Origin of the sequence: Pseudomonas sp. FBF18 (genome assembly GCF_024261405.1) — a bacterium.
Taxonomy (GTDB): Bacteria; Pseudomonadota; Gammaproteobacteria; order Pseudomonadales; family Pseudomonadaceae; genus Aquipseudomonas; species Aquipseudomonas palmensis.
On sequence record NZ_QKRS01000001.1, the window covers coordinates 456,095 to 474,558 of the forward strand.

The 18,464-nt window shown below is 63.5% G+C and carries 17 protein-coding genes; 7 read left to right on the forward strand and 10 right to left on the reverse strand.

From position 1 onward, the window contains the following. Positions 1-37: 37 nt before the first annotated feature. Positions 38-637, reverse strand: coding sequence for a short chain dehydrogenase (locus DN387_RS02160; RefSeq protein ID WP_043862614.1), 600 nt, complete (start codon positions 635-637; stop codon positions 38-40). 103 nt (positions 638-740) lie between these two features. Between DN387_RS02160 and DN387_RS02165 the strand changes: the two genes are divergently transcribed. Continuing rightward, positions 741-1,691, forward strand: a complete 951-nt coding sequence (locus DN387_RS02165; protein ID WP_043862613.1) for a LysR family transcriptional regulator — start codon at positions 741-743, stop codon at positions 1,689-1,691. A 33-nt stretch (positions 1,692-1,724) separates the two neighbouring features. On the opposite strand, the gene DN387_RS02170 is transcribed toward DN387_RS02165, so the two are convergent. The 5 genes from DN387_RS02170 to DN387_RS02190 all read right to left on the reverse strand — a co-directional run bounded on the left by DN387_RS02170 (position 1,725) and on the right by DN387_RS02190 (position 6,709). Further along, positions 1,725-2,426 carry an ABC transporter ATP-binding protein gene (locus DN387_RS02170; protein WP_043862612.1) on the reverse strand — a complete coding sequence of 234 codons (702 nt, stop codon included), beginning with the start codon at positions 2,424-2,426 and terminating at the stop codon, positions 1,725-1,727. Continuing rightward, a complete protein-coding gene (livG, locus tag DN387_RS02175; protein ID WP_054914726.1) occupies positions 2,427-3,194 on the reverse strand; it encodes a high-affinity branched-chain amino acid ABC transporter ATP-binding protein LivG in 768 nt (255 codons plus the stop codon). Next, entirely contained in the window at positions 3,191-4,447 is a 1,257-nt protein-coding gene (locus DN387_RS02180) for a high-affinity branched-chain amino acid ABC transporter permease LivM (protein ID WP_043862610.1), read from the reverse strand. The genes livG and DN387_RS02180 overlap by 4 nt, the downstream gene beginning before the upstream one ends. Then, positions 4,444-5,367, reverse strand: coding sequence for a high-affinity branched-chain amino acid ABC transporter permease LivH (gene livH / locus DN387_RS02185; RefSeq protein WP_043862609.1), 924 nt, complete (start codon positions 5,365-5,367; stop codon positions 4,444-4,446). Before livH ends, DN387_RS02180 begins: the two co-directional genes overlap by 4 nt. A gap of 223 nt (positions 5,368-5,590) precedes the next feature. After that, a complete protein-coding gene (locus DN387_RS02190; protein ID WP_054914725.1) occupies positions 5,591-6,709 on the reverse strand; it encodes a branched-chain amino acid ABC transporter substrate-binding protein in 1,119 nt (372 codons plus the stop codon). A gap of 355 nt (positions 6,710-7,064) precedes the next feature. On the opposite strand from DN387_RS02190, the gene DN387_RS02195 reads away from it, so the two are divergent. Beyond that, positions 7,065-7,370, forward strand: coding sequence for a DUF2288 domain-containing protein (locus DN387_RS02195; protein ID WP_043862607.1), 306 nt, complete (start codon positions 7,065-7,067; stop codon positions 7,368-7,370). Between the two features lie 203 nt (positions 7,371-7,573). Here the strand turns inward: DN387_RS02195 and DN387_RS02200 are convergent, their stop codons facing one another. Further along, positions 7,574-9,760, reverse strand: coding sequence for a hypothetical protein (locus DN387_RS02200; protein ID WP_054914724.1), 2,187 nt, complete (start codon positions 9,758-9,760; stop codon positions 7,574-7,576). Positions 9,761-9,958: 198 nt separating this feature from the next. Between DN387_RS02200 and DN387_RS02205 the strand changes: the two genes are divergently transcribed. After that, on the forward strand, positions 9,959-10,846 hold the full coding sequence (locus DN387_RS02205) for an NAD(P)-dependent oxidoreductase (protein ID WP_043862605.1): 888 nt from the start codon (positions 9,959-9,961) through the stop codon (positions 10,844-10,846). Here DN387_RS02205 and DN387_RS02210 read toward each other — a convergent pair. Both DN387_RS02210 and rapA read right to left on the reverse strand, forming a co-directional pair. Beyond that, a complete protein-coding gene (locus tag DN387_RS02210) occupies positions 10,746-12,998 on the reverse strand; it encodes a bifunctional diguanylate cyclase/phosphodiesterase (protein WP_054914723.1) in 2,253 nt (750 codons plus the stop codon). The two genes, DN387_RS02205 and DN387_RS02210, sit on opposite strands and share 101 nt — an antisense overlap. 215 nt (positions 12,999-13,213) lie before the next feature. Further along, a complete protein-coding gene (gene rapA, locus DN387_RS02215; RefSeq protein ID WP_054914722.1) occupies positions 13,214-16,060 on the reverse strand; it encodes an RNA polymerase-associated protein RapA in 2,847 nt (948 codons plus the stop codon). Between the two features lie 116 nt (positions 16,061-16,176). Here rapA and DN387_RS02220 point away from each other — a divergent pair, with 116 nt between their 5' ends. Beyond that, positions 16,177-16,875: a M949_RS01915 family surface polysaccharide biosynthesis protein gene (locus tag DN387_RS02220; RefSeq protein WP_054914721.1), complete on the forward strand. Its 699-nt coding sequence runs from the start codon at positions 16,177-16,179 to the stop codon at positions 16,873-16,875. Positions 16,876-16,881: 6 nt separating this feature from the next. Here the strand turns inward: DN387_RS02220 and DN387_RS02225 are convergent, their stop codons facing one another. After that, on the reverse strand, positions 16,882-17,496 hold the full coding sequence (locus DN387_RS02225) for a hypothetical protein (RefSeq protein ID WP_054914720.1): 615 nt from the start codon (positions 17,494-17,496) through the stop codon (positions 16,882-16,884). A 151-nt stretch (positions 17,497-17,647) separates the two neighbouring features. On the opposite strand from DN387_RS02225, the gene DN387_RS02230 reads away from it, so the two are divergent. The 3 genes from DN387_RS02230 (at position 17,648) to ccoM (ending at position 18,459) form a co-directional block, all read left to right on the forward strand. Continuing rightward, entirely contained in the window at positions 17,648-17,977 is a 330-nt protein-coding gene (locus DN387_RS02230) for a hypothetical protein (protein WP_043862600.1), read from the forward strand. Between the two features lie 70 nt (positions 17,978-18,047). Beyond that, positions 18,048-18,209, forward strand: coding sequence for a hypothetical protein (locus DN387_RS02235; RefSeq protein ID WP_088513942.1), 162 nt, complete (start codon positions 18,048-18,050; stop codon positions 18,207-18,209). A gap of 133 nt (positions 18,210-18,342) precedes the next feature. Beyond that, on the forward strand, positions 18,343-18,459 hold the full coding sequence (gene ccoM / locus DN387_RS26015; protein ID WP_043862641.1) for a cytochrome c oxidase subunit CcoM: 117 nt from the start codon (positions 18,343-18,345) through the stop codon (positions 18,457-18,459). Positions 18,460-18,464 lie beyond the last annotated feature (5 nt).

Sequence of the window (18,464 nt, forward strand, 5' to 3'; positions counted from 1 at the left end):
CGTCACGTTACGCAGCCTGGGGCGCAATCACAAGGCCCTAGCCCACGTGATAGGTCTGCCCGGTCTGCAGCCCCTCCACGCTCTTGGCGTAGGCCAGCGCCACGTCGGCCGCCGGTACCGGCTTGAAGCCGCGAAAGTAGGGGGCATAGTCGGGCATGGCCTCGAGCAGCACGGTCGGACTGATGGCGTTGACCCGCAGCCCGCGTGGCAGCTCGATGGCGGCGGCGCGCACGAAGGCGTCGATGGCACCGTTGACCAGGCTGGCCGAAGTGCCGGTACGGATCGGGTCGTGGCTGGTGACGCCGGTGGTGAAGGTGAACGAGCCGCCGTCATTGATGAACTCGCGACCGATCAGCAGCAGGTTGACCTGGCCCATCAGCTTGTCGTTCAGGCCCAGGGCAAACCCCTGTTCGTCCAGTTCGTCCAGGGGCGCGAACACCACGTTGCCGGCGGCGCACACCAGGGCATCGAAGCGCCCGGTCTGCTCGAACAGGCGGCGAATCGAGGCACTGTCGCTGATATCGGCCTGCAGGTCGCCGCTGTTGCGACCGACCCGGATCACCTCGTGGCGCTGTTCCAGTTCACGGGCCACGGCCGAACCGATGGTACCGCCGGCGCCGATCAGAATGATTTTCATGGGGCTGTTCCTCGCGTGTGGGGTGAGGTTTCAGTCTAGGGTGGATTTTTGCGTGAATAAGCCTGCTAATAGGCAACCTTTGGTTTTCATGCGGAAACAATCCATGAGCGAGCTGGACGATCTGGCGGCCTTTGCGGTGTTGATGGATGCGGGCAGTTTTACCCTGGCCGCGGAGCAGCTGGGCTGGAGCAAGGGGCAGTTGTCCAAGCGCATCAGCCAGCTGGAGAGCAGCCATTCGGTCAAGCTGCTGCACCGCACCACGCGGCGCCTGAGCCTGACCGCCGCGGGCGCAGCGCTGCTGCCCCAGGCCCAGGCGCTGGTGCGCCAGGTGACCCAGGCGCGCCAGGCACTGTCGCGGCTCAAGGATGACCTGTCGGGCCCGGTGCGGGTGACGGTGCCGGTGTCGCTGGGTGAAACCTTCTTCGAAGGCCTGCTGCTGGAGCTGGGCAACCAGTACCCGCAGTTGCAGATCGAACTGGAACTGGACAATGCCTACCGCGACCTGCTGCGCGACGGCTTCGACCTGGCCATCCGACAGATCCCGGGCAATGACGAGCGCCTGGTGGCGCGGCCGCTGCTGGCCATGCAGGAGCTGACCTGCGCCAGCCCGGCGTACCTGGAGCGCCACGGCACGCCGACCACGCCGCAGGCGCTGGCCGAGCATCGCTGCCTGCTCAACAGTCATTACAGCGGACGCGAGGAATGGCTGTACCACCAGCAGCATGAATTGCTGCGGGTGCAGGTGGCGGGGAATTTTGCCAGCAATCACTACAGCCTGTTGAAGAAGGCGGTGCTGGTGGGGGCGGGGGTGGCGCGGCTGCCGTCCTACATGTTGCATGCCGAGCTGGCGGACGGGCGCTTGTGCTGGTTGCTGCGCGATTACCAGACACGCAGTACGCCTTTGTTCCTGGTGCACCCGTATCAGGGCGGGATGCCCAAACGCGTGCAGGTGGTGGCCGATTACCTGGTGCGCTGGTTCAAGCGTGGCAGCCAGGCGCTGGGTGCGTTGCCGGTACCGGCCCCTTCACCGACAACGCCGGCTCCTGCACTGTAGGAGCCGGCGTTGCCGGCGAAGGGGCCGTCTGGTTCAGCCCCCCAGGTACGCGTCGCGTACTTTCGGGTCGGTCAGCAGCGCTTCACCGGTGCCCTGCATCACCACCCGGCCGTTCTCCAGCACATAGGCACGGTCGGCGATCTTCAGGGCCTGGTTGGCGTTCTGCTCCACCAGGAACACCGTTACACCATCCTTGCGCAGCTGTTCGATGATGTCGAAGATCTGCTGGATGATGATCGGCGCCAGCCCCAGTGACGGTTCGTCGAGCAGCAACAGCTTGGGCTTGCTCATCAGCGCACGGCCGATGGCGAGCATCTGCTGCTCGCCCCCGGACATGGTGCCGCCACGCTGGCTGAAGCGCTCCTTGAGCCGCGGGAACAGGTGCAGCACCTTGTCCATCTGCTCTTGGTAGTCGCCCTTGTCGGTGAAGAACCCGCCCATGGCCAGGTTCTCCTCCACGGTCAGGCGTGCGAACACGCGCCGACCCTCGGGCACCACGGCAATGCTCTTGCGCATGATCTGCGCCGAACTTTGCCCCACCAGCTCCTCGCCCATGTAGCGGATGCTGCCGCTGTGGGCCTGGGGCGACCCGCACAGGGTCATCAGCAGGGTCGACTTGCCTGCGCCGTTGGCGCCGATCAGGGTGACGATCTCGCCCTGGCGAATCTCCACGTTGACGCTGTGCAGCGCCTGGATCTTGCCGTAGAAGGTGGAAACGTTTTCGAACTGCAGCATTTACGCTTCCCCCAGGTAGGCTTTGATCACTTCGGGGTTGTCCCGGATCTGTTGCGGGGTGCCATCGGCCAGCGGCGTGCCCTGGTTGATCACCACGATATGGTCGGAAATGCTCATGACCAGCTTCATGTCGTGCTCGATCAGCAGCACGGTCACCCCGTGTTCCTCACGCAAGGTGCCGATCAGCGCCTTGAGGTCTTCGGTCTCTTTCGGGTTCAGGCCTGCCGCCGGCTCGTCGAGCATGAGGATCCGCGGGCGGGTCATCATGCAGCGGGCGATTTCCAGCCGGCGTTGCTGACCATAGGCCAGGGTGCCGGCGTTACGGTTGGCGAACTCGACCAGGTCGACCTTTTCCAGCCAGTACTGCGCGTACTCCATCGCCTCGTGCTCGCTGCGACGAAAGCCCGGGGTCTTGAACAGGCCGGCGAAGAAGTTGGTGTTCAGGTGACGGTGCTGGGCGATCAGCAGGTTTTCCAGCGCGGTCATTTCCTTGAACAGGCGCACGTTCTGGAAGGTACGCACCACGCCCTTGCGGGCGATCTCGTGGCCGGCCAGGCCCTGGATGGGCTGGCCGTCGAGCAGGATGCTGCCGCCACTGGGCTTGTAGAAGCCGGTCAGGCAGTTGAACACGGTGGTCTTGCCGGCGCCGTTGGGGCCGATCAGTGCCACCACTTGTTTTTCCTTGACGGACAGGGCCACGCCGTTGACCGCCAACAGGCCGCCGAAGCGCATGCTCAGGCCGCTCACTTGCAGAATTTCGCGGCTCATCGACGCAGCTCCATGTGTGGACGTTGCATAGGCAGCAGGCCCTGCGGACGCCAGATCATCATCAATACCATCAGGGCACCGAACATCAGCATCCGGTATTCACTGAAGTCGCGCATCAGTTCGGGCAGCAGGATCATCACGATGGCCGCGAGGATCACGCCCAGCTGAGAGCCCATGCCGCCGAGCACGACAATGGCGAGGATGATCGCCGACTCGATGAAGGTGAACGACTCCGGCGTCACCAGGCCCTGGCGCGCGGCGAAGAAGCTGCCGGCAAAACCGGCGAAGCAGGCACCGAGGGTGAAGGCCGAGAGCTTGATGATGGTCGGGTTCAGGCCCAGCGCACGGCAGGCGATCTCGTCTTCGCGCAGCGCTTCCCAGGCGCGCCCGATCGGCATGCGCAGCAGGCGGTTGATCACGAACAGCGCCAGCAGGGCCAGCAGCAATGCCACCAGGTACAGGAAGATCACCTTGTTGATCGAGTTGTATTCCACCCCGAAGAACTCGTGGAAGGTCTGCATGCCTTCAGCCGCCCTGCGCTCGAAGCTCAGGCCGAAGAACGACGGCTTGGGAATGTTGCTGATACCGTTCGGGCCGCCGGTGAGGTCGGTCAGGTTACGCAGGAACAGCCGGATGATCTCGCCGAAACCCAGGGTCACGATGGCCAGGTAGTCACCGCGCAGGCGCAGCACCGGGAAGCCCAGCAGGAAGCCGAACGTGGCCGCCATCATCCCCGCGATGGGCAGGCACACCCAGAAGCTCAGGCCGAAGTAGTGCGACAGCAGCGCATAGCTGTAGGCGCCCACGGCGTAGAAGCCCACGTAGCCCAGGTCGAGCAGGCCCGCCAGGCCGACCACGATGTTCAGGCCAAGGCCCAGCATCACGTAGATCAGGATGAGCGTGGCGATGTCGACCGCACCGCGCGAACCGAAGAACGGCCACACCAGGGCAACCGCGATCAGGCCCAGGATGATGTAGCGCTGGGTACGCGGCAGGGTCAGGAAGTTGCTGACCTTGGGCGATATCAGTGCACCCCGGGGGGCGGACCGCATCATCGCGCTCCATTGCTTGTCGAACAGCACGCGCAGGAACATCAGCACCGAGCACACCACAATCACGCTCAGGGCCAGGGGCCCCTGGCCATGCACCTGCAGGCTGATACCGACGATGCTGAGTTTCAGGCCAAGTACCGGGAATGCCACGGCCCAGACCAGCAAGGCGCTGAAAAACGCCGATTTGAGATTTCTGCTCATACTTTCTCGACCTCCGGACGGCCCAGGATGCCGGTCGGACGGAACAACAACACCAGAACCAGAAGACCGAATGCCACCACGTCCTTGTACTGGTCACCGAAGATATCGGCGCCAAAGGCCTCGGCCACGCCCAGCACCAGCCCGCCGAGCATGGCGCCCGGAATGCTGCCGATGCCGCCCAGCACCGCCGCGGTAAAGGCCTTCAGGCCCACCAGGAAGCCGGCGTTGGGGTTGATCACGCCGTACTGCATGCTCAGCAGTACCGCTGCCACGGCCGCCAGGGCCGCACCGATCACGAAGGTCAGGGCGATGATGTTGTTGGTGTTGATACCCAGCAGGTTGGCCATCTTGATGTCTTCGGCACAGGCGCGACAGGCGCGGCCCAGGCGTGAACGCGAGATGAACAGGGTCAGCCCGGTCATGGCCACCAGGGTGACGACGAAGACCAGGATCTGCATGTAGGAAATCAGGACTTCCTCGGCGCCGCCCGGCCCGAAGGAGATGCTCCCCGGAATCAGGTTGGGGATCGACTTGTCCTTGGAATCCTGGGCAAGCAAGACAGTGTTCTGCAGGAAAATCGACATGCCGATGGCAGAGATCAGCGGGATCAGCCGGTTGCTGTTGCGCAAGGGGCGGTAGGCGACCCGTTCGATGCTGTAGCCATAGGCGCTGGTGACCACGATGGTCGCGATGAACGCGGCGGTCATCAGTATCGGCAGTGAGTCGATGCCCATCATGGCCAGCCCGGCAAGGGCGATGAAGGCCACGTAGGAACCGATCATGTACACCTCGCCGTGGGCGAAGTTGATCATTCCAATGATGCCGTAAACCATTGTGTAGCCAATGGCTATCAAGGCATAGGTGCTGCCAATGGTCAGGCCATTAACCAGCTGTTGGAAGAAGTGATAGATCTCAGGCATTACAGCGCTCCTAAAAACCCGATACGCATTTCACTGGTGGGCTTGCACCCGTCCCGGCTTGTGGTCTGAGGCCACTTCGCACGGGCACTGCCAGCGAACCGCTGGTGACGGTTTTAAGATTTTCAGGTGAACCTGCTCCCGGATCGCGGGAATCAGGCCCATGAACCTCGTAAAACAAAGCCCACTGCTCGCACAGTGGGCTTGTAGTCATGGAGTGACGGGATTACTGAGGGGAAACTTCGGTTTTAGGTTTGCCGAAATGCCATTCGTAGACGACGAACTTGAAGTCCTTCAGGTCGCCGTTCTTGTCATAGGACAAGTCGCCGGTAGGGGTCTTGAAGGTGCCGGTGTGCAGGGCCTGTGCGACCTTGTCGGTGTCTTCGCTCTTGGCCGCCTTGATGCCTTCGGCGATCAGTTCCACCGCCGAGTAGGCCGGGAACACGAACGGACCGCTCGGGTCCTTGCCGTCAGCCTTGATGGCGTCGACGATGGCCTTGTTCGCAGGGTCGGCGTCGAACGACTTGGGCAGGGTTACCAGCAGGCCTTCGGAAGCGCCCTGGGCGATCTGCGAGATCGAGTCGTTGCCCACGCCCTCTGGGCCCATGAACTTGGCCTTCAGGCCTTTTTCCTGAGCCTGGCGCAGGATCAGGCCCAGCTCTGGGTGGTAGCCGCCGTAGTACACGAAGTCGACGTTGGCTTGCTTGAGCTTCTGGATGATCGAGGAGAAGTCCTTGTCGCCGGCGTTCAGGCCTTCGAACACGGCAACCTTGGTGCCTTTGCCTTCCAGGGTCTGCTTGACCGCGGTGGCGATGCCTTCACCGTACTGCTGCTTGTCGTGCAGTACCGCAACCACCTTGGGCTTGACGTGGTCGGCGATGTAGTTGCCGGCGGCCGGGCCCTGGGCGCTGTCCAGGCCGATGGTACGGAAGATCAGCTTGTAGCCGCGGGCGGTGATTTCCGGGCTGGTGGCAGCCGGGGTGATCATGATCACGCCTTCATCTTCATAGATGTCGGACGCTGGTTGAGTGGAGCTGGAGCACAGGTGGCCGACCACGAACTTGACACCATCGTTGACCACTTTGTTGGCGACTGCCACGGCCTGTTTAGGGTCGCAGGCGTCGTCGTATTCCTTGGCTTCGAGCATCTTGCCGTCAACGCCGCCCTTGGCGTTGATGTCCTTGATGGCCTGTTTTGCACCGATGAACTGCATGTCACCGTATTGAGTAACCGGACCGGTCTTCGGGCCGGCGATGCCGATCTTGATGGTATCGGCGGCAACTGCATGGCTGGCAACCCCGGCCAGAACCATTGCGGCGAACAGCTTGGAAATCTGCTTACTCATAGTGCTCCACTCATTCTGTTGTAATTTTTATAGTCCTGGTGCCCAGGGCTACGGACCGGGATACCGTGACGGCCACGCCGTCCCGCCTTTCCCGTGTTCCCCCGCAAAATGCCCTGGCAACTGTACCGGTACAGTGTAGAGCGCCGCTTGATCGATTGAAAAGCGGGCTTTTCGGGGCAAAATCCGGGGGTGTCGCCTAATCGACAGAAAGTTACATAAAGGCGCCGCCAATTTGCCAGCATGCTGCGGCGGGGCGTGATCTTCATGGCCTTGTCGATCAATTACTTATTTGAAACTGGGTTTTTCTGCAAAAATAGCGACCTTTCAGTGGTCGAATTATTTCTGGTAGGAACCCATGACAGATCAACCAAGCACCCTCTATGCCAAATTGCTCGGCGAGACTGCAATCATCGAGTGGAAAGCGCTGGAGCGTTTTTGGGCCAAGGGTGACCTGATTTGGGTCGACCCGTCGCTGGACCTGATCGAGGTGGCGTCGGCAATGGCCGAAAACCGCAGTGAAACCGTGGAAAAATGGCGAAATGATGGCACGGTCGTGCCGGTGACTGCCGAGCAGGCGCTAGACCTTTCGCACACGATTGCGCCGATCTGGGCAGTGGTGGTTTCGCCGTTTATCGTGATTCAGAAAAAGTCCGCGCCCTGATCTGGTGCGCAAAAACGAACAGCCGGAAGATTTTGGTGCGCGAGGGCGTTCAGGCGGGGTGGTTGTTGGTAACAGTGGGGCAGGGGTTCAAAAAACGCGGTAACAGTTCTTGCCTCATCGCGGGTCAAGCCCGCTCCCACAGGTTGGTGGAGACCTTGTGGGAGCGGGCTTGACCCGCGATGGCCGCAGAGGCGCCGCGCAGATTACTCGTAGTCTGTCTTGCCCGTATGGCTGTTGAGCGAAATCACCCGCGTCTTGCCGATGCGGTGACGGTAGATCTCGCGCAGGTACTTCACCGCCTTCTTCACGCACTCGCGTGACAGGCGGATATCGTTGATCGACACGAACTTGCTCTTGTCGTTGATCAGCTCGCGGTACTTCTTCTCGTACATCGGCTTGATCGCGTACCAGTTGGTATCAAGGATCTTGGCCGGGTTCTCGAACTCGTTGAGCAGGTCGTCGATACGGTCCTCGTCGAATTCCTCACGGGTGATGAAGTCGAGGATGGCGTTGTCCAGCGTGTCGTCGAAACGGTACGGGGTGCGCGCGAAACAGCGCTTGATGAACGCCACGATCAGGGTCAGGAAGTCGTCCGACAGGCACGGGCTCTTGGCGATCAGGGTGGTCAGCGACAGGTTGGCCGAGGCGCCGATCACCAGCGCGTAGCGCTTGAGCGTGGTGTTGGGGAACAGGCTGTTGAGGTGGGTCTTGAGCCGGTTCAGGTCCATGTACGAGAGCTTGTAGTCCTTGGGCAGGGACACGATCGACACCACCGACGAGCAGTTCTTGAAGAAGTGCAGGTCATGCAGCGCCGCGGCGTCGTAGCCGGAGGTCTTGTACTGCTCCAGGGCCGCGCGATAGCGCTTGGACTCGATCGGCAGCAGGCTGATGCCCTCGATCGCCTGGGTCACCTTGTTGAAGTGCGGCAGGTCGATGGAGCGGAAGAACAGGTCGTCGATGTTGAGCTGCGGCTTCTCTTTCTCGAACACCTTGAACTTGTCGTTGCCTGGTGTCGGCTGCTCGGGCACTACCGATTCGGCGTAGGCGATGGCCACCGGGCCGGCCAGGCTCATGAACAGGTCGTTGGCATCCAGGCGGATGGTCTCGCCGATGTCGATGCCCGCGCGTCGGAAGTAGTTCTGGTCGTAGTCGGTGGTCACCGCCTGGGCGGTGAGGATGTTGAAGATCTGCTGCGAGATGTACTGGTTGGCGTGCTTCTCCATGGCATTGACGTCAATGTCCTGGATGTTGCCGTCATCGTTCTCCTCGGCATAGCGCATGATGTCGTTGGAGATCAGCATCATCGCGTTCCACGGACGGATACGCCCCATCACGCTGGCTTCGCTGCTGTCCTCGTTGTCGAAGTTGTACGAGAAGTCCCATTCCTCCGACAGGTACTTGCACAGCAGGCGGCCGGCGTTGATGTGCAGTGCCTCGGACATCTCGCTGCGGTGGTCGGAGATGTTCGGCAGCACACAGATGCCGCTGGTGAAGATCGGCTCGAAGACGAAGGAGTGCCCGCTCTTGGTGTCGTTCTCGTCGGCCGGCTTGGTGTCGAACGTCTTGTTCATGTACGAGAACTGCTGGGCCAGGCCGAACTCCGAAGCCATGCCCGAGCCGGTACCGCCACCGGCGCTGAAGATGTAGAAGTACAGGCGCGACTGGTTGGCCTTGATGCCGCACGAGTCGATCAGGTACGAGTGGATCAGCTTCCAGTCGGCACTGGAGAAGCGCTGGGTTTCCTTGTTGAGGATGATCTTGGCCAGGTACTGGCCCAGGATCGGCGCGTTGCCGGCGCCGCCCGCATGCACCTCGGACAGGTCCATGATCTTCATCTTGCTGTAGTCGCGCAGAAAGCCGCTCTTCTCGCCCTTGCGCGAAAAACGGATGCGCCCGGCGATATCCTTGTCCAGGTCGCCCAGCATCACCAGCGGTTCCACCAGGAACACCGGCTTGGCGCCCTTGTTCTGCACCAGGCGCAGGTTGTTGCGGATCCAGCGGCCCGGGCTGTAGGGCTGCTCGCCGGCGTGGCGGTCTTCGTTGTTGAATTCGTTGAGGTAGAAGGTGCGGGCGTTGTACACCAGCTCCGCCACATCCAGGGCAATGTTCGAACCGCAACGACCCAGGCCGATCAGGCACACCGAAGGGAACTGCTGGTCCAGGCGCAACTGGGTGTCATCTTCGACATGCACACTGGGCGGGAACACCAGGTCGCGCAGGCCGTCGAGGTTGTCCAGGATGCGCTGGATATCGGTCTCGGTGTAATACAGGTACTGCTGCGGCGTAGCCGCGCGCGGGCTGTAGTATTCTCGAGGCGCCGGGGCGGTGAGCGCGGTGGAGGATGACATCAGCTCGGAAACCGCGGTGGCAGAAGTATTCTTTGAGGTCATTTTGCGCCATTTGCCTGGGTGGACGGCTGGTAAAAGTCGATATCATCGAGCCATCACGGGATAAGTTTCGCGACTGTATCAGTGCGCCTTTGGCGTGAGCGATAGGGTCCTGCCCTATAACCCTCTAAGGGTTTTCCTGTCACGTCTGAGAACTGAATCGTCCGCATCGCCAACTTCTTTAATTTGCCAGGAGCTGTCATGAGCATTGCACTACCTTCGCTGGGGTTCGCCGGTATCGGTCTGATGGGATTGCCCATGTGTCGGCGGCTGCTGGCGGCCGGTTTTCCGTTGACCGTGTGGAACCGTTCATCGGACAAGTGCGCGCCACTGGTGGCCGCCGGGGCAAGCCAGGCGAACAGCCCGGCAGAGCTCTGCGCGGCGGCGGACGTGGTGATGCTGTGCCTGGCCGACACCCAGGTGGTGCACGAGGTGGTGTTCGGTGACGATGGTATCGCCGCAGGCGGCGCGGCCGGGCAACTGCTGGTGGATTTTTCCAGCCTGGAGCCCGGCGCCACGCGGCAAATGGCCGCACAGCTGAGGCAGGCCTGCGGCATGCACTGGCTGGATGCACCGGTGTCGGGCGGCACCCCGGGCGCCGAGGCCGGCAGCCTGGCGATCATGGTCGGCGGCGAGGCGGCCGATCTTGAGCGGGTGCGCCCGGTGCTCCAGGTGCTGGGGCAGAGGGTCACGCACATGGGCGCGGTGGGGGCAGGGCAGGTGACCAAGGCCTGCAACCAGATGATCGTGGCCTGCAACGCACTGGTGATTGCCGAGGTGGTGGCCCTGGCCGAACAGTCAGGGGTGGATGCCAGCCTGATCGCCGAAGCCCTGGCGGGCGGTTTCGCCGATTCCAGGCCGTTGCAGATCCTGGCCCCGCAAATGGCCGAGCAGCGTTACGAGCCGGTGAAGTGGCACGTGCGCACCTTGCTCAAGGACCTGGATACGGCGGTCAAGTTTTCCCGCGAGCAGGGCTCGGCCACCCCGATCAGCGGCCTGGCGGCGCAGCTGATGCGCTTGCACGGCAGCCAGGGTTACCTGGAAAAGGATCCCGCAACCCTGGTCGAGCTGTTTCGCCGCAAGCCATAGGCAGGTCGCTGCACTGGTTGAGGCTGCCGAGCACCGCGTGCAGCTCGCCCATCGGTACCGGGCGGCTGAACAGGTAGCCCTGCAGAAAGTCGCAGCCCTGCTGGCGCAGGAACTGGTACTGCTCGACGGTTTCCACTCCCTCGGTCACCACCTTCAGGTGCAGAGTGTGGGCCATGATGATGATGGCCTGCACGATGTCCATGTCCTGCTCGGAGTGGGGGATGTCCTGGATGAACGAGCGGTCGATCTTCAGCGTGTCCAGCGGCAGGCGCTTGAGGTAGGCCAGCGATGAGTAGCCGGTGCCGAAGTCGTCGATCGAGAGTGAAACGCCCTTGGCCCGGATACGCTTGAGCAGGGCGATGGTGTTGTGGATGTTGCCCATCAGCGCGTTTTCGGTCACCTCCATTTCCAGGCGCCAGGCCGGCAGCCCCGCGCTGAACAGCGCATCTTCCACTTCGCTGACGAGTTCTTCGCGGCCCAGGGTCAGCGCCGAGCAGTTGACGGTGACCTTGAGTTGGTCGAAGCCATGGCGGCTCAACTGCGCCAGGTCCTGGCAGGCGCGGCGCAACACCCACAGGTCGAGCTCGCCGATCAGGCCGTTGGCTTCGGCAATGCCGATGAAGCGGTCGGGGCTGAGCAGGCCGTGCTGCGGGTGCTGCCAGCGGATCAGCGCTTCGAGCTTGGCCACCTGGCCGCTGGCCAGGTCGAAGATCGGCTGGTAGTGGATGCGCAGCCCGCGTTCTTCGAGCAGGGCCACGCGCAGCTCCTCCTCCAGTTGCAGCTCCAGGGTGGCGCGGGTTTTCAGGTTGCTGCTGAAGAAGTTCAGGTTGTTGCGCCCGCAGCCCTTGGACTGATACAGCGCCAGGTCCGCGTGCTTGAGCAGCTCGTCGCAGCTTTCGCCATCGTCGGGGAACACGCTGATGCCGATGCTGGTGGTCATCACCATGCGCCGGCCGCTCAGGTCGATCGGTTCCTTGACCTTGTGCATGATGCGCTGCGCCAGGTGGCGGGCCTCGTCGCGGTTGTGCAGGCCGATCAGAATGCAGAACTCGTCGCCGCCGAAGCGGGCCACCACGTCGTGGGTGCGGGTGGCGCTCTTGATCTGCGCGGCGATCACCTGCAGCAGCTGATCCCCCGCGTCATGGCCCAGGCTGTCGTTGATGCGCTTGAAGTGGTCGATGTCCAGGAACATCACCGCCAGCATGCCGCCGCTGGCCGCCTGTTCGGCCAGGCGCTCGGCGAACAGCTGGTTGAAACCGCGACGGTTGACCAGGTTGGTCAGTGCATCGTAGTGCGCCGCCTGTTGCAGCGAGACCCGTGCCTGGTCCAGCTGGCTGAGCAGCATGTTGACCCGGCGCAGGTCGTGCTCCTTGCTCTGCAGCTTCTTGTCCGACAGGGCGGCGCTGATGCAACTGGCACTGATCAGCAGGGCGACGAAGGCGATGGCCAGGCTCAGGTGCAGGCTGTTGTCGGTGATCGGCAACTGCAGCGGCGCGTCCACGGGCAGCACCAGGGTCAAGGCCCACATGCCGGTGAAATGGGTAGCAATGATGCCGGTGGCCATCACCAGGCTGGCGACGTACCTGGGCCAGTTGCTGTGGGCCGGGCGGTAGCGGGTCAGCAGCAACGCCAGCAGGCTGACGCCGAAGGCGACCACCACCGAACTTGCCAGCAGGTCGGCGCGGTAGAACTGCGAGGCGTTGGAGCGCATGGCTGCCATGCCGGTGTAATGCATGGCGCCGATGCCCAGGCCGATGGCGATGGCCGCCAGCACATGCTGGTGCAGGCGCGGCTGGGGTGTGCCGAGCAGGTTCATCGCACTCCAGGCGGCGAGCAGCATCAGCAGCAGCGATACGGCCGTCAGGGCCAGGTCGTAGTGCACCTCGAGGGGGGCCTGGAAGGCGAGCATGCCGATGAAGTGCATGCCCCACACGCTGCAGGCCAGGCAGAAGGTGCCGAGCAGGCGCCATTGACGTTGGGCGGCGCTGTGCTCGGCATTGCCCACGCGTTCGATGATGTCGAGGGTGGCGAAACTGCCCGCGCAGGCGACCAGGTAGGCAAGTGCCACCAGGTAAGGGTTGTGCCGGCAATCGAGGAGCAATTGTCCGGTTGCGGGAAGTTCGGCGAGTACATGCAGCCCCTGCCACTCCATAGCATGCCTCTTGGTCCGGTGTGCACGCGGCCTCCAGCGGAGTGGAGACGGTTTTGGCTGAGTATAGGAAGAGAGCATTAACCCATCGGGATTAATGGCAGATTGACTTGTATGGATTGGAGATTGGGGCGATAGCGTTTGGTTCTAAAACCGAGTCGCGCCCTTCGCCGGCAAGGCCGGCTCCTGCATCGATCATGCAGGAGCCGGCCAGTGGGTCAGCCGGCGACCAGTACCCGAATTGCCTCAAGGCGCAGGGCGGCCTTCTCCAGCATCGCCAGGCCCTGCTCGCGTTGCGCACGCAAGGCCTGGATTTCGGTGTCGCGCACGGTCGGGTTGACCGCCTGCAACGCGGTCAGGCGCGCCAGTTCTTCATCGGTTTCGGCTGCCAGGCGGCGCTGCGCCTCGGCCACACGCTCGGCGTGGCGCGGCATGATCTTGGCCTCGCCGGCATTGATGCGCGGGGTCAGGACATCGCGCTGGGCCTGGATGAACTTGTTGGCGCTGGCCTTGGGCACGCTTTCGAGCTGGTCGTTGAGGGTCTCGAACGACACCCGCGCCGCCAGGTCGTTGCCGTTGGTGTCGAGCAGGCAGCGCAGCGCTGCCGGCGGCAGGTAGCGGCCCAGTTGCAGGGCGCGCGGGGCGACCACTTCGCTGACGTACAGCAGTTCGAGCAGCACGGTGCCCGGCTTGAGCGCCTTGTTCTTGATCAGCGCCACCGCGGTATTGCCCATCGAGCCGCTGAGCACCAGGTCCATGCCGCCCTGCACCATGGGGTGTTCCCAGGTGATGAACTGCATGTCCTCGCGCGATAGCGCCTGGTTGCGGTCGTAGGTGATGGTCACGCCTTCGTCGTCGCCCAGCGGGAAGCTGGCGTCGAGCATCTTCTCGCTCGGCTTGAGGATCAGGGCGTTTTCCGAGTGGTCCTCGCTGTCGATACCGAAGGCGTCGAACAGGGTTTCCATGTAGATCGGCAGGGCGAACTGGTCGTCCTGCTCGAGGATCGCCTCCACCAGCGCCTGGCCTTCGCCGGCACCACCGGAGTTGAGCTCCAGCAGGCGGTCGCGGCCGCTGTGCAGCTCAGACTCCAGGCGCTGGCGCTCGGCGCAGGCTTCGTTGACCAGCGCTTCCCACTCGCCGTCGTCGCCGCTTTCCAGCAGCGGCAGCAGGCGCGGGCCGAACTGGTGCTGCAGGGCGTTGCCGGTAGGGCAGGTATTGAGGAAGGCATTGAGTGCCTGGTGGTACCACTGGAACAGGCGCTCCTGCGGGCTGTTCTGCAGGTGCGGCACATGCAGTTCGATGGTGTGCTTCTGGCCGATACGGTCCAGGCGGCCGATGCGCTGTTCCAGCAGGTCGGGGTGGGCCGGCAGGTCGAACAGCACCAGGTGGTGGGCGAACTGGAAGTTGCGGCCTTCGCTGCCGATTTCCGAGCAGATCAGCACCTGCGCGCCGAACTCTTCGTCGGCAAAGTAGGCGGCGGCGCGGTCGCGCTCCAGGATGCTCATGCCCTCATGGAACACCGTGGCCGGAATGCCCGAGCGCACGCGCAGGGCGTCTTCCAGGTCCATCGCGGTTTCGGCGTGGGCGCAGATCACCAGCACCTTGACCCGCTTGAGCATCTTGAGGGTGTCGATCAGCCATTCGACACGTGGGTCGAAGCGCCACCAGCGGCTCTCTTCGTCGCTGTCGCCCTGGGCCTGGAAGCTGACTTCCGGGTACAGGTCGGCATGCTCGCCCACCGGCAGTTCCATGTACTCGTCGGGGCACGGCAGCGGGTAGGCGTGCAGCTGGCGCTGCGGGAAGCCCTGCACCGCGGCACGGGTGTTGCGAAACAGCACGCGGCCGGTGCCGTGGCGGTCCAGCAGCTCGCGGATCAGGCGTGCGCTGGCCTGGGTGTCGCCATCGTTGACTGCGGCCAGCAGCGCCTCGCCTTCGGCACCCAGGAAGCCCTGGATGGTGGCGTGGGCCTTGGGCGACAGGCGGCCTTCATCGAGCAGCTCCTGCACCGCCTCGGCCACCGGGCGATAGTTGTCGCTCTCGGCGCGGAATGCGGCCAGGTCGTGGAAACGGTTGGGGTCGAGCAGGCGCAGGCGTGCGAAGTGGCTGTCCTGGCCCAGTTGCTCGGGGGTGGCGGTCAGCAGCAGTACGCCGGGGATGACCTCGGCCAGTTGCTCGACCAGCGCGTACTCCGGGCTGACCTGGTCTTCGTGCCACACCAGGTGGTGCGCCTCGTCGACCACCAGCAGGTCCCAGCCGGCGGCGAACAGCGCGTCCTGGGCCTTTTCATCCTCGGTCAGCCACTCCAGCGCCACCAGCGCCAGTTGCGCATCCTCGAACGGGTTGCTGGCATCGCTTTCGATGAAGCGCTCGGCGTCGAACAGAGCCACCTGCAGGTTGAAACGGCGGCGCATTTCCACCAGCCACTGGTGCTGCAGGTTCTCCGGCACCAGGATCAGCACGCGGCTGGCGCGACCCGTGAGCAGCTGGCGATGGATCACCAGGCCGGCTTCGATGGTCTTGCCCAGGCCCACTTCGTCGGCCAGCAGTACGCGCGGGGCGATACGGTCGGCCACTTCGCGGGCAATGTGCAACTGGTGGGCGATCGGCTGGGCACGGGTGCCGCCCAGGCCCCACAGCGACGACTGCAACTGGCGGCTGGTGTGTTCCAGGGTGTTGTAGCGCAGCGAGAACCACGCCAGCGGGTCGATCTGCCCGGCGAACAGGCGGTCGCTGGCCAGGCGGAACTGGATGAAGTTCGACAGCTGGGTTTCAGGCAGGGTGCAGGCCTGGTTCTGGGCATCGAGGCCGTGGTAGACCATCAGGCCGTCGATGACCTCGACTTCGCGCACGGTCAGCTTCCAGCCTTCGAAGTGAGTGATCTGGTCGCCCGGCGAGAAACGCACGCGGGTCAGGGGCGCATTGCGCAGGGAGTACTGGCGGGTGTCGCCAGTGGCCGGGTAGAGCACGGTCAACAAGCGGCCGTCCTGTGCCAGAACGGTCCCTAGACCCAGCTCGGCTTCGCTGTCGCTGATCCAGCGTTGCCCCGGTTGATACTGCTGCGCCATACTGCCTGACTCCCGCCATTCAAAAGGCGACTATCTTAACGGATAGGGCTGCACAGACCAAAGCGTCTGGCGATTTCATCGACGAAAGCCGTCTTTGCCACCACAGGCCTCGACCCATGCTCCGACACCCTCTGCTGTCCCTCCCGTTACGCCACTGCATCGTACTGGCCAGCCTGGCCTCGCTCGGCGCCTGCGACCAGCAGGGTTTCGAACTGCTGCCACCACTGGAGCCCCCGGCGCTGGCGGCGCTGGGCGTGCAGGTGCCGGTGCAGAACGTGCACTTTCGCGACCGCGACGGCGAGGCGGTGCTGGTACTCAGCCGCCTGGACGACCAGGTCAGCGACGAGGAAACCCAGCAGGAGGTCGACCGGGTGGTGCTCACCGCCACCCTGTATGGCCGCAGCCACGACGCCCAAACCTACAAGGCGCGCTGGACCATCGAGAATGAAACCATCTGCCCGGGGCTGGACCTGGACGTGGGCTTCTATACCGACGTCAGCGGCGCCAGCGACCTGAACAACGATGGTGTGGCCGAACTGACCGTTGCCAGTCATTCCTTTTGCGGTGGCGGTGTCGACCCGCAGGACCTGCATGTGGAACTGCGCGAAGGGGCCGCCAGCTACGTGATCAACGGCCAGTCGCTGATCGCCCCGGAAGGCGAGGATGCCTTTGGTGGTGAACGCGAAGACGGCCCCACCCTCAAGGACGCACCGCCGGTGCTGCGCGAACACCTGGAGAAGGTCTGGAACAGCGTGCTCAAGCGCCCGTGGAGCGAAGCGGCGCCCGAACCGGACGATGACGACCCCGATCAGTAGGGCACGTCAGTAGGTGGCGACGGGGACTTCCACCGTATAGCGGTGCTGCGGGTTGCGTGTGTCGGTCAGGGTGTAGCGGCTCATCGAGCCGTTGTCGTTGGCCATCGGCTGGGTATCGATGTCGACGGTGAACGTCTGGCCACCGGTGTGCAGCGTGCCCTGGGGTGTGATTCGCGCATCGGCCGGGACGAGCAGGCCCCCCAGGTGGCCGTAGCCATTTTCATCGAAGTGATAGTCGACCAGGGCGTCGCGTCGTTGCAGGGCGAACACCTCGGGCAGGTAGGGCCGGTGGTCGATGTTCCAGTCATTGCGCAGGTCGCTCACCCAGACGCCCGGCAGGTCGAAACGGTGGCGCAGCAGGCTGTCTTCAAGCGGCACGCTGACCACCTCCAGGCAACACACGGTCTGCTTGCGCTGCTCGTCCAGCACGGCCATGCGCGTGCCGCGGGCAACCACTGCCGGCAGCATGGCGAATGCCATGTTCTCTTCGACATACCCGGCATCGGCCGCCGTGGCGAGGTTGCGCCAGCCACCGAACAGCACCGGGGCCGGGTCGGCCATGGCCGCAAGGCCGGCCGTGGCCAGGCCGATACTCGCCAGGAGGCGATAGGGGGTACGCATCGTAGGCTCCTGCCTTATAGGGCGAAAAACGGGAAGCGCAGCGTACTATACTCAGGCACACCCCTGGCTGTGACGGGTGCCACACTTTTGCCATCGGCGCTCAAGGCTGCCGTTTGGCAGCCGACACATTGGCGACAGGAGAACAACAACCATGCTGCCGCCCATCATTCCCCTCAGTGCCGCCCCGGTCACCACGCAACACGACCCGGTCAAGCAGCCGCCAACCATCGCCCCCGTGGTGCCGGCCCAGCCAAGCGCCACCGACAGCAATATCGATTTCAAGAAGCGCGACCCGCAGGAGTCGGGGGTACTGCTGCGTGACGAGCAGCGCCGCCGCCAGGGCAAACGCCGCAAGGCCCCGGACGAAGAGCTGTACCAGGCCCTGCCGGGCGACGAGGTGAACGCCGACAACACCGTGCCGGTGGCGCCGTTGATGGGCGAACAGCCGCGCCAGGGCCTGCTGGTGGACATCGAAGTCTGAACGGGGCTGTTCAGTGCGGGCGCGAGCCCTCATCATGGCGACTTCCGCAGTCCGTTCCACGAGCCTGAACATGAGCCAAGACGACAACCTGATCGATTTCGGCGCCGAGCGCGCCCGTCGCGTGCACGACCTCAAGGAAAAGCGCCTGAACGAAGTGCGTCAGGCGTTCGAGCAGGCAATGCCCCTGGGCAAGGGCAAGAAAAAGCCCAAGGGCAAGCCGAAGAAGCGCTGATTCTTGATGCAGGTCAACCCTGCACCCGCCTCGCGCGTCCGTTGATGGGCGCCATTGACCTCGGTCAATTTCCTCTCCCGCCCCATTCGCTACTGTTACCCCATCAGACAGGTGCAGGCGAATGGAGGCCGATATGTTCTTCGATAATGTGGTTATCGCTGGCGTTGTGACAGTCGGCCTGATGCTGCTGTTTTTCGCAGGCCTGGGTATTTTCATCTGGAAGGACTCGAACAAGCGCAAGCAGGGCTGATCCTT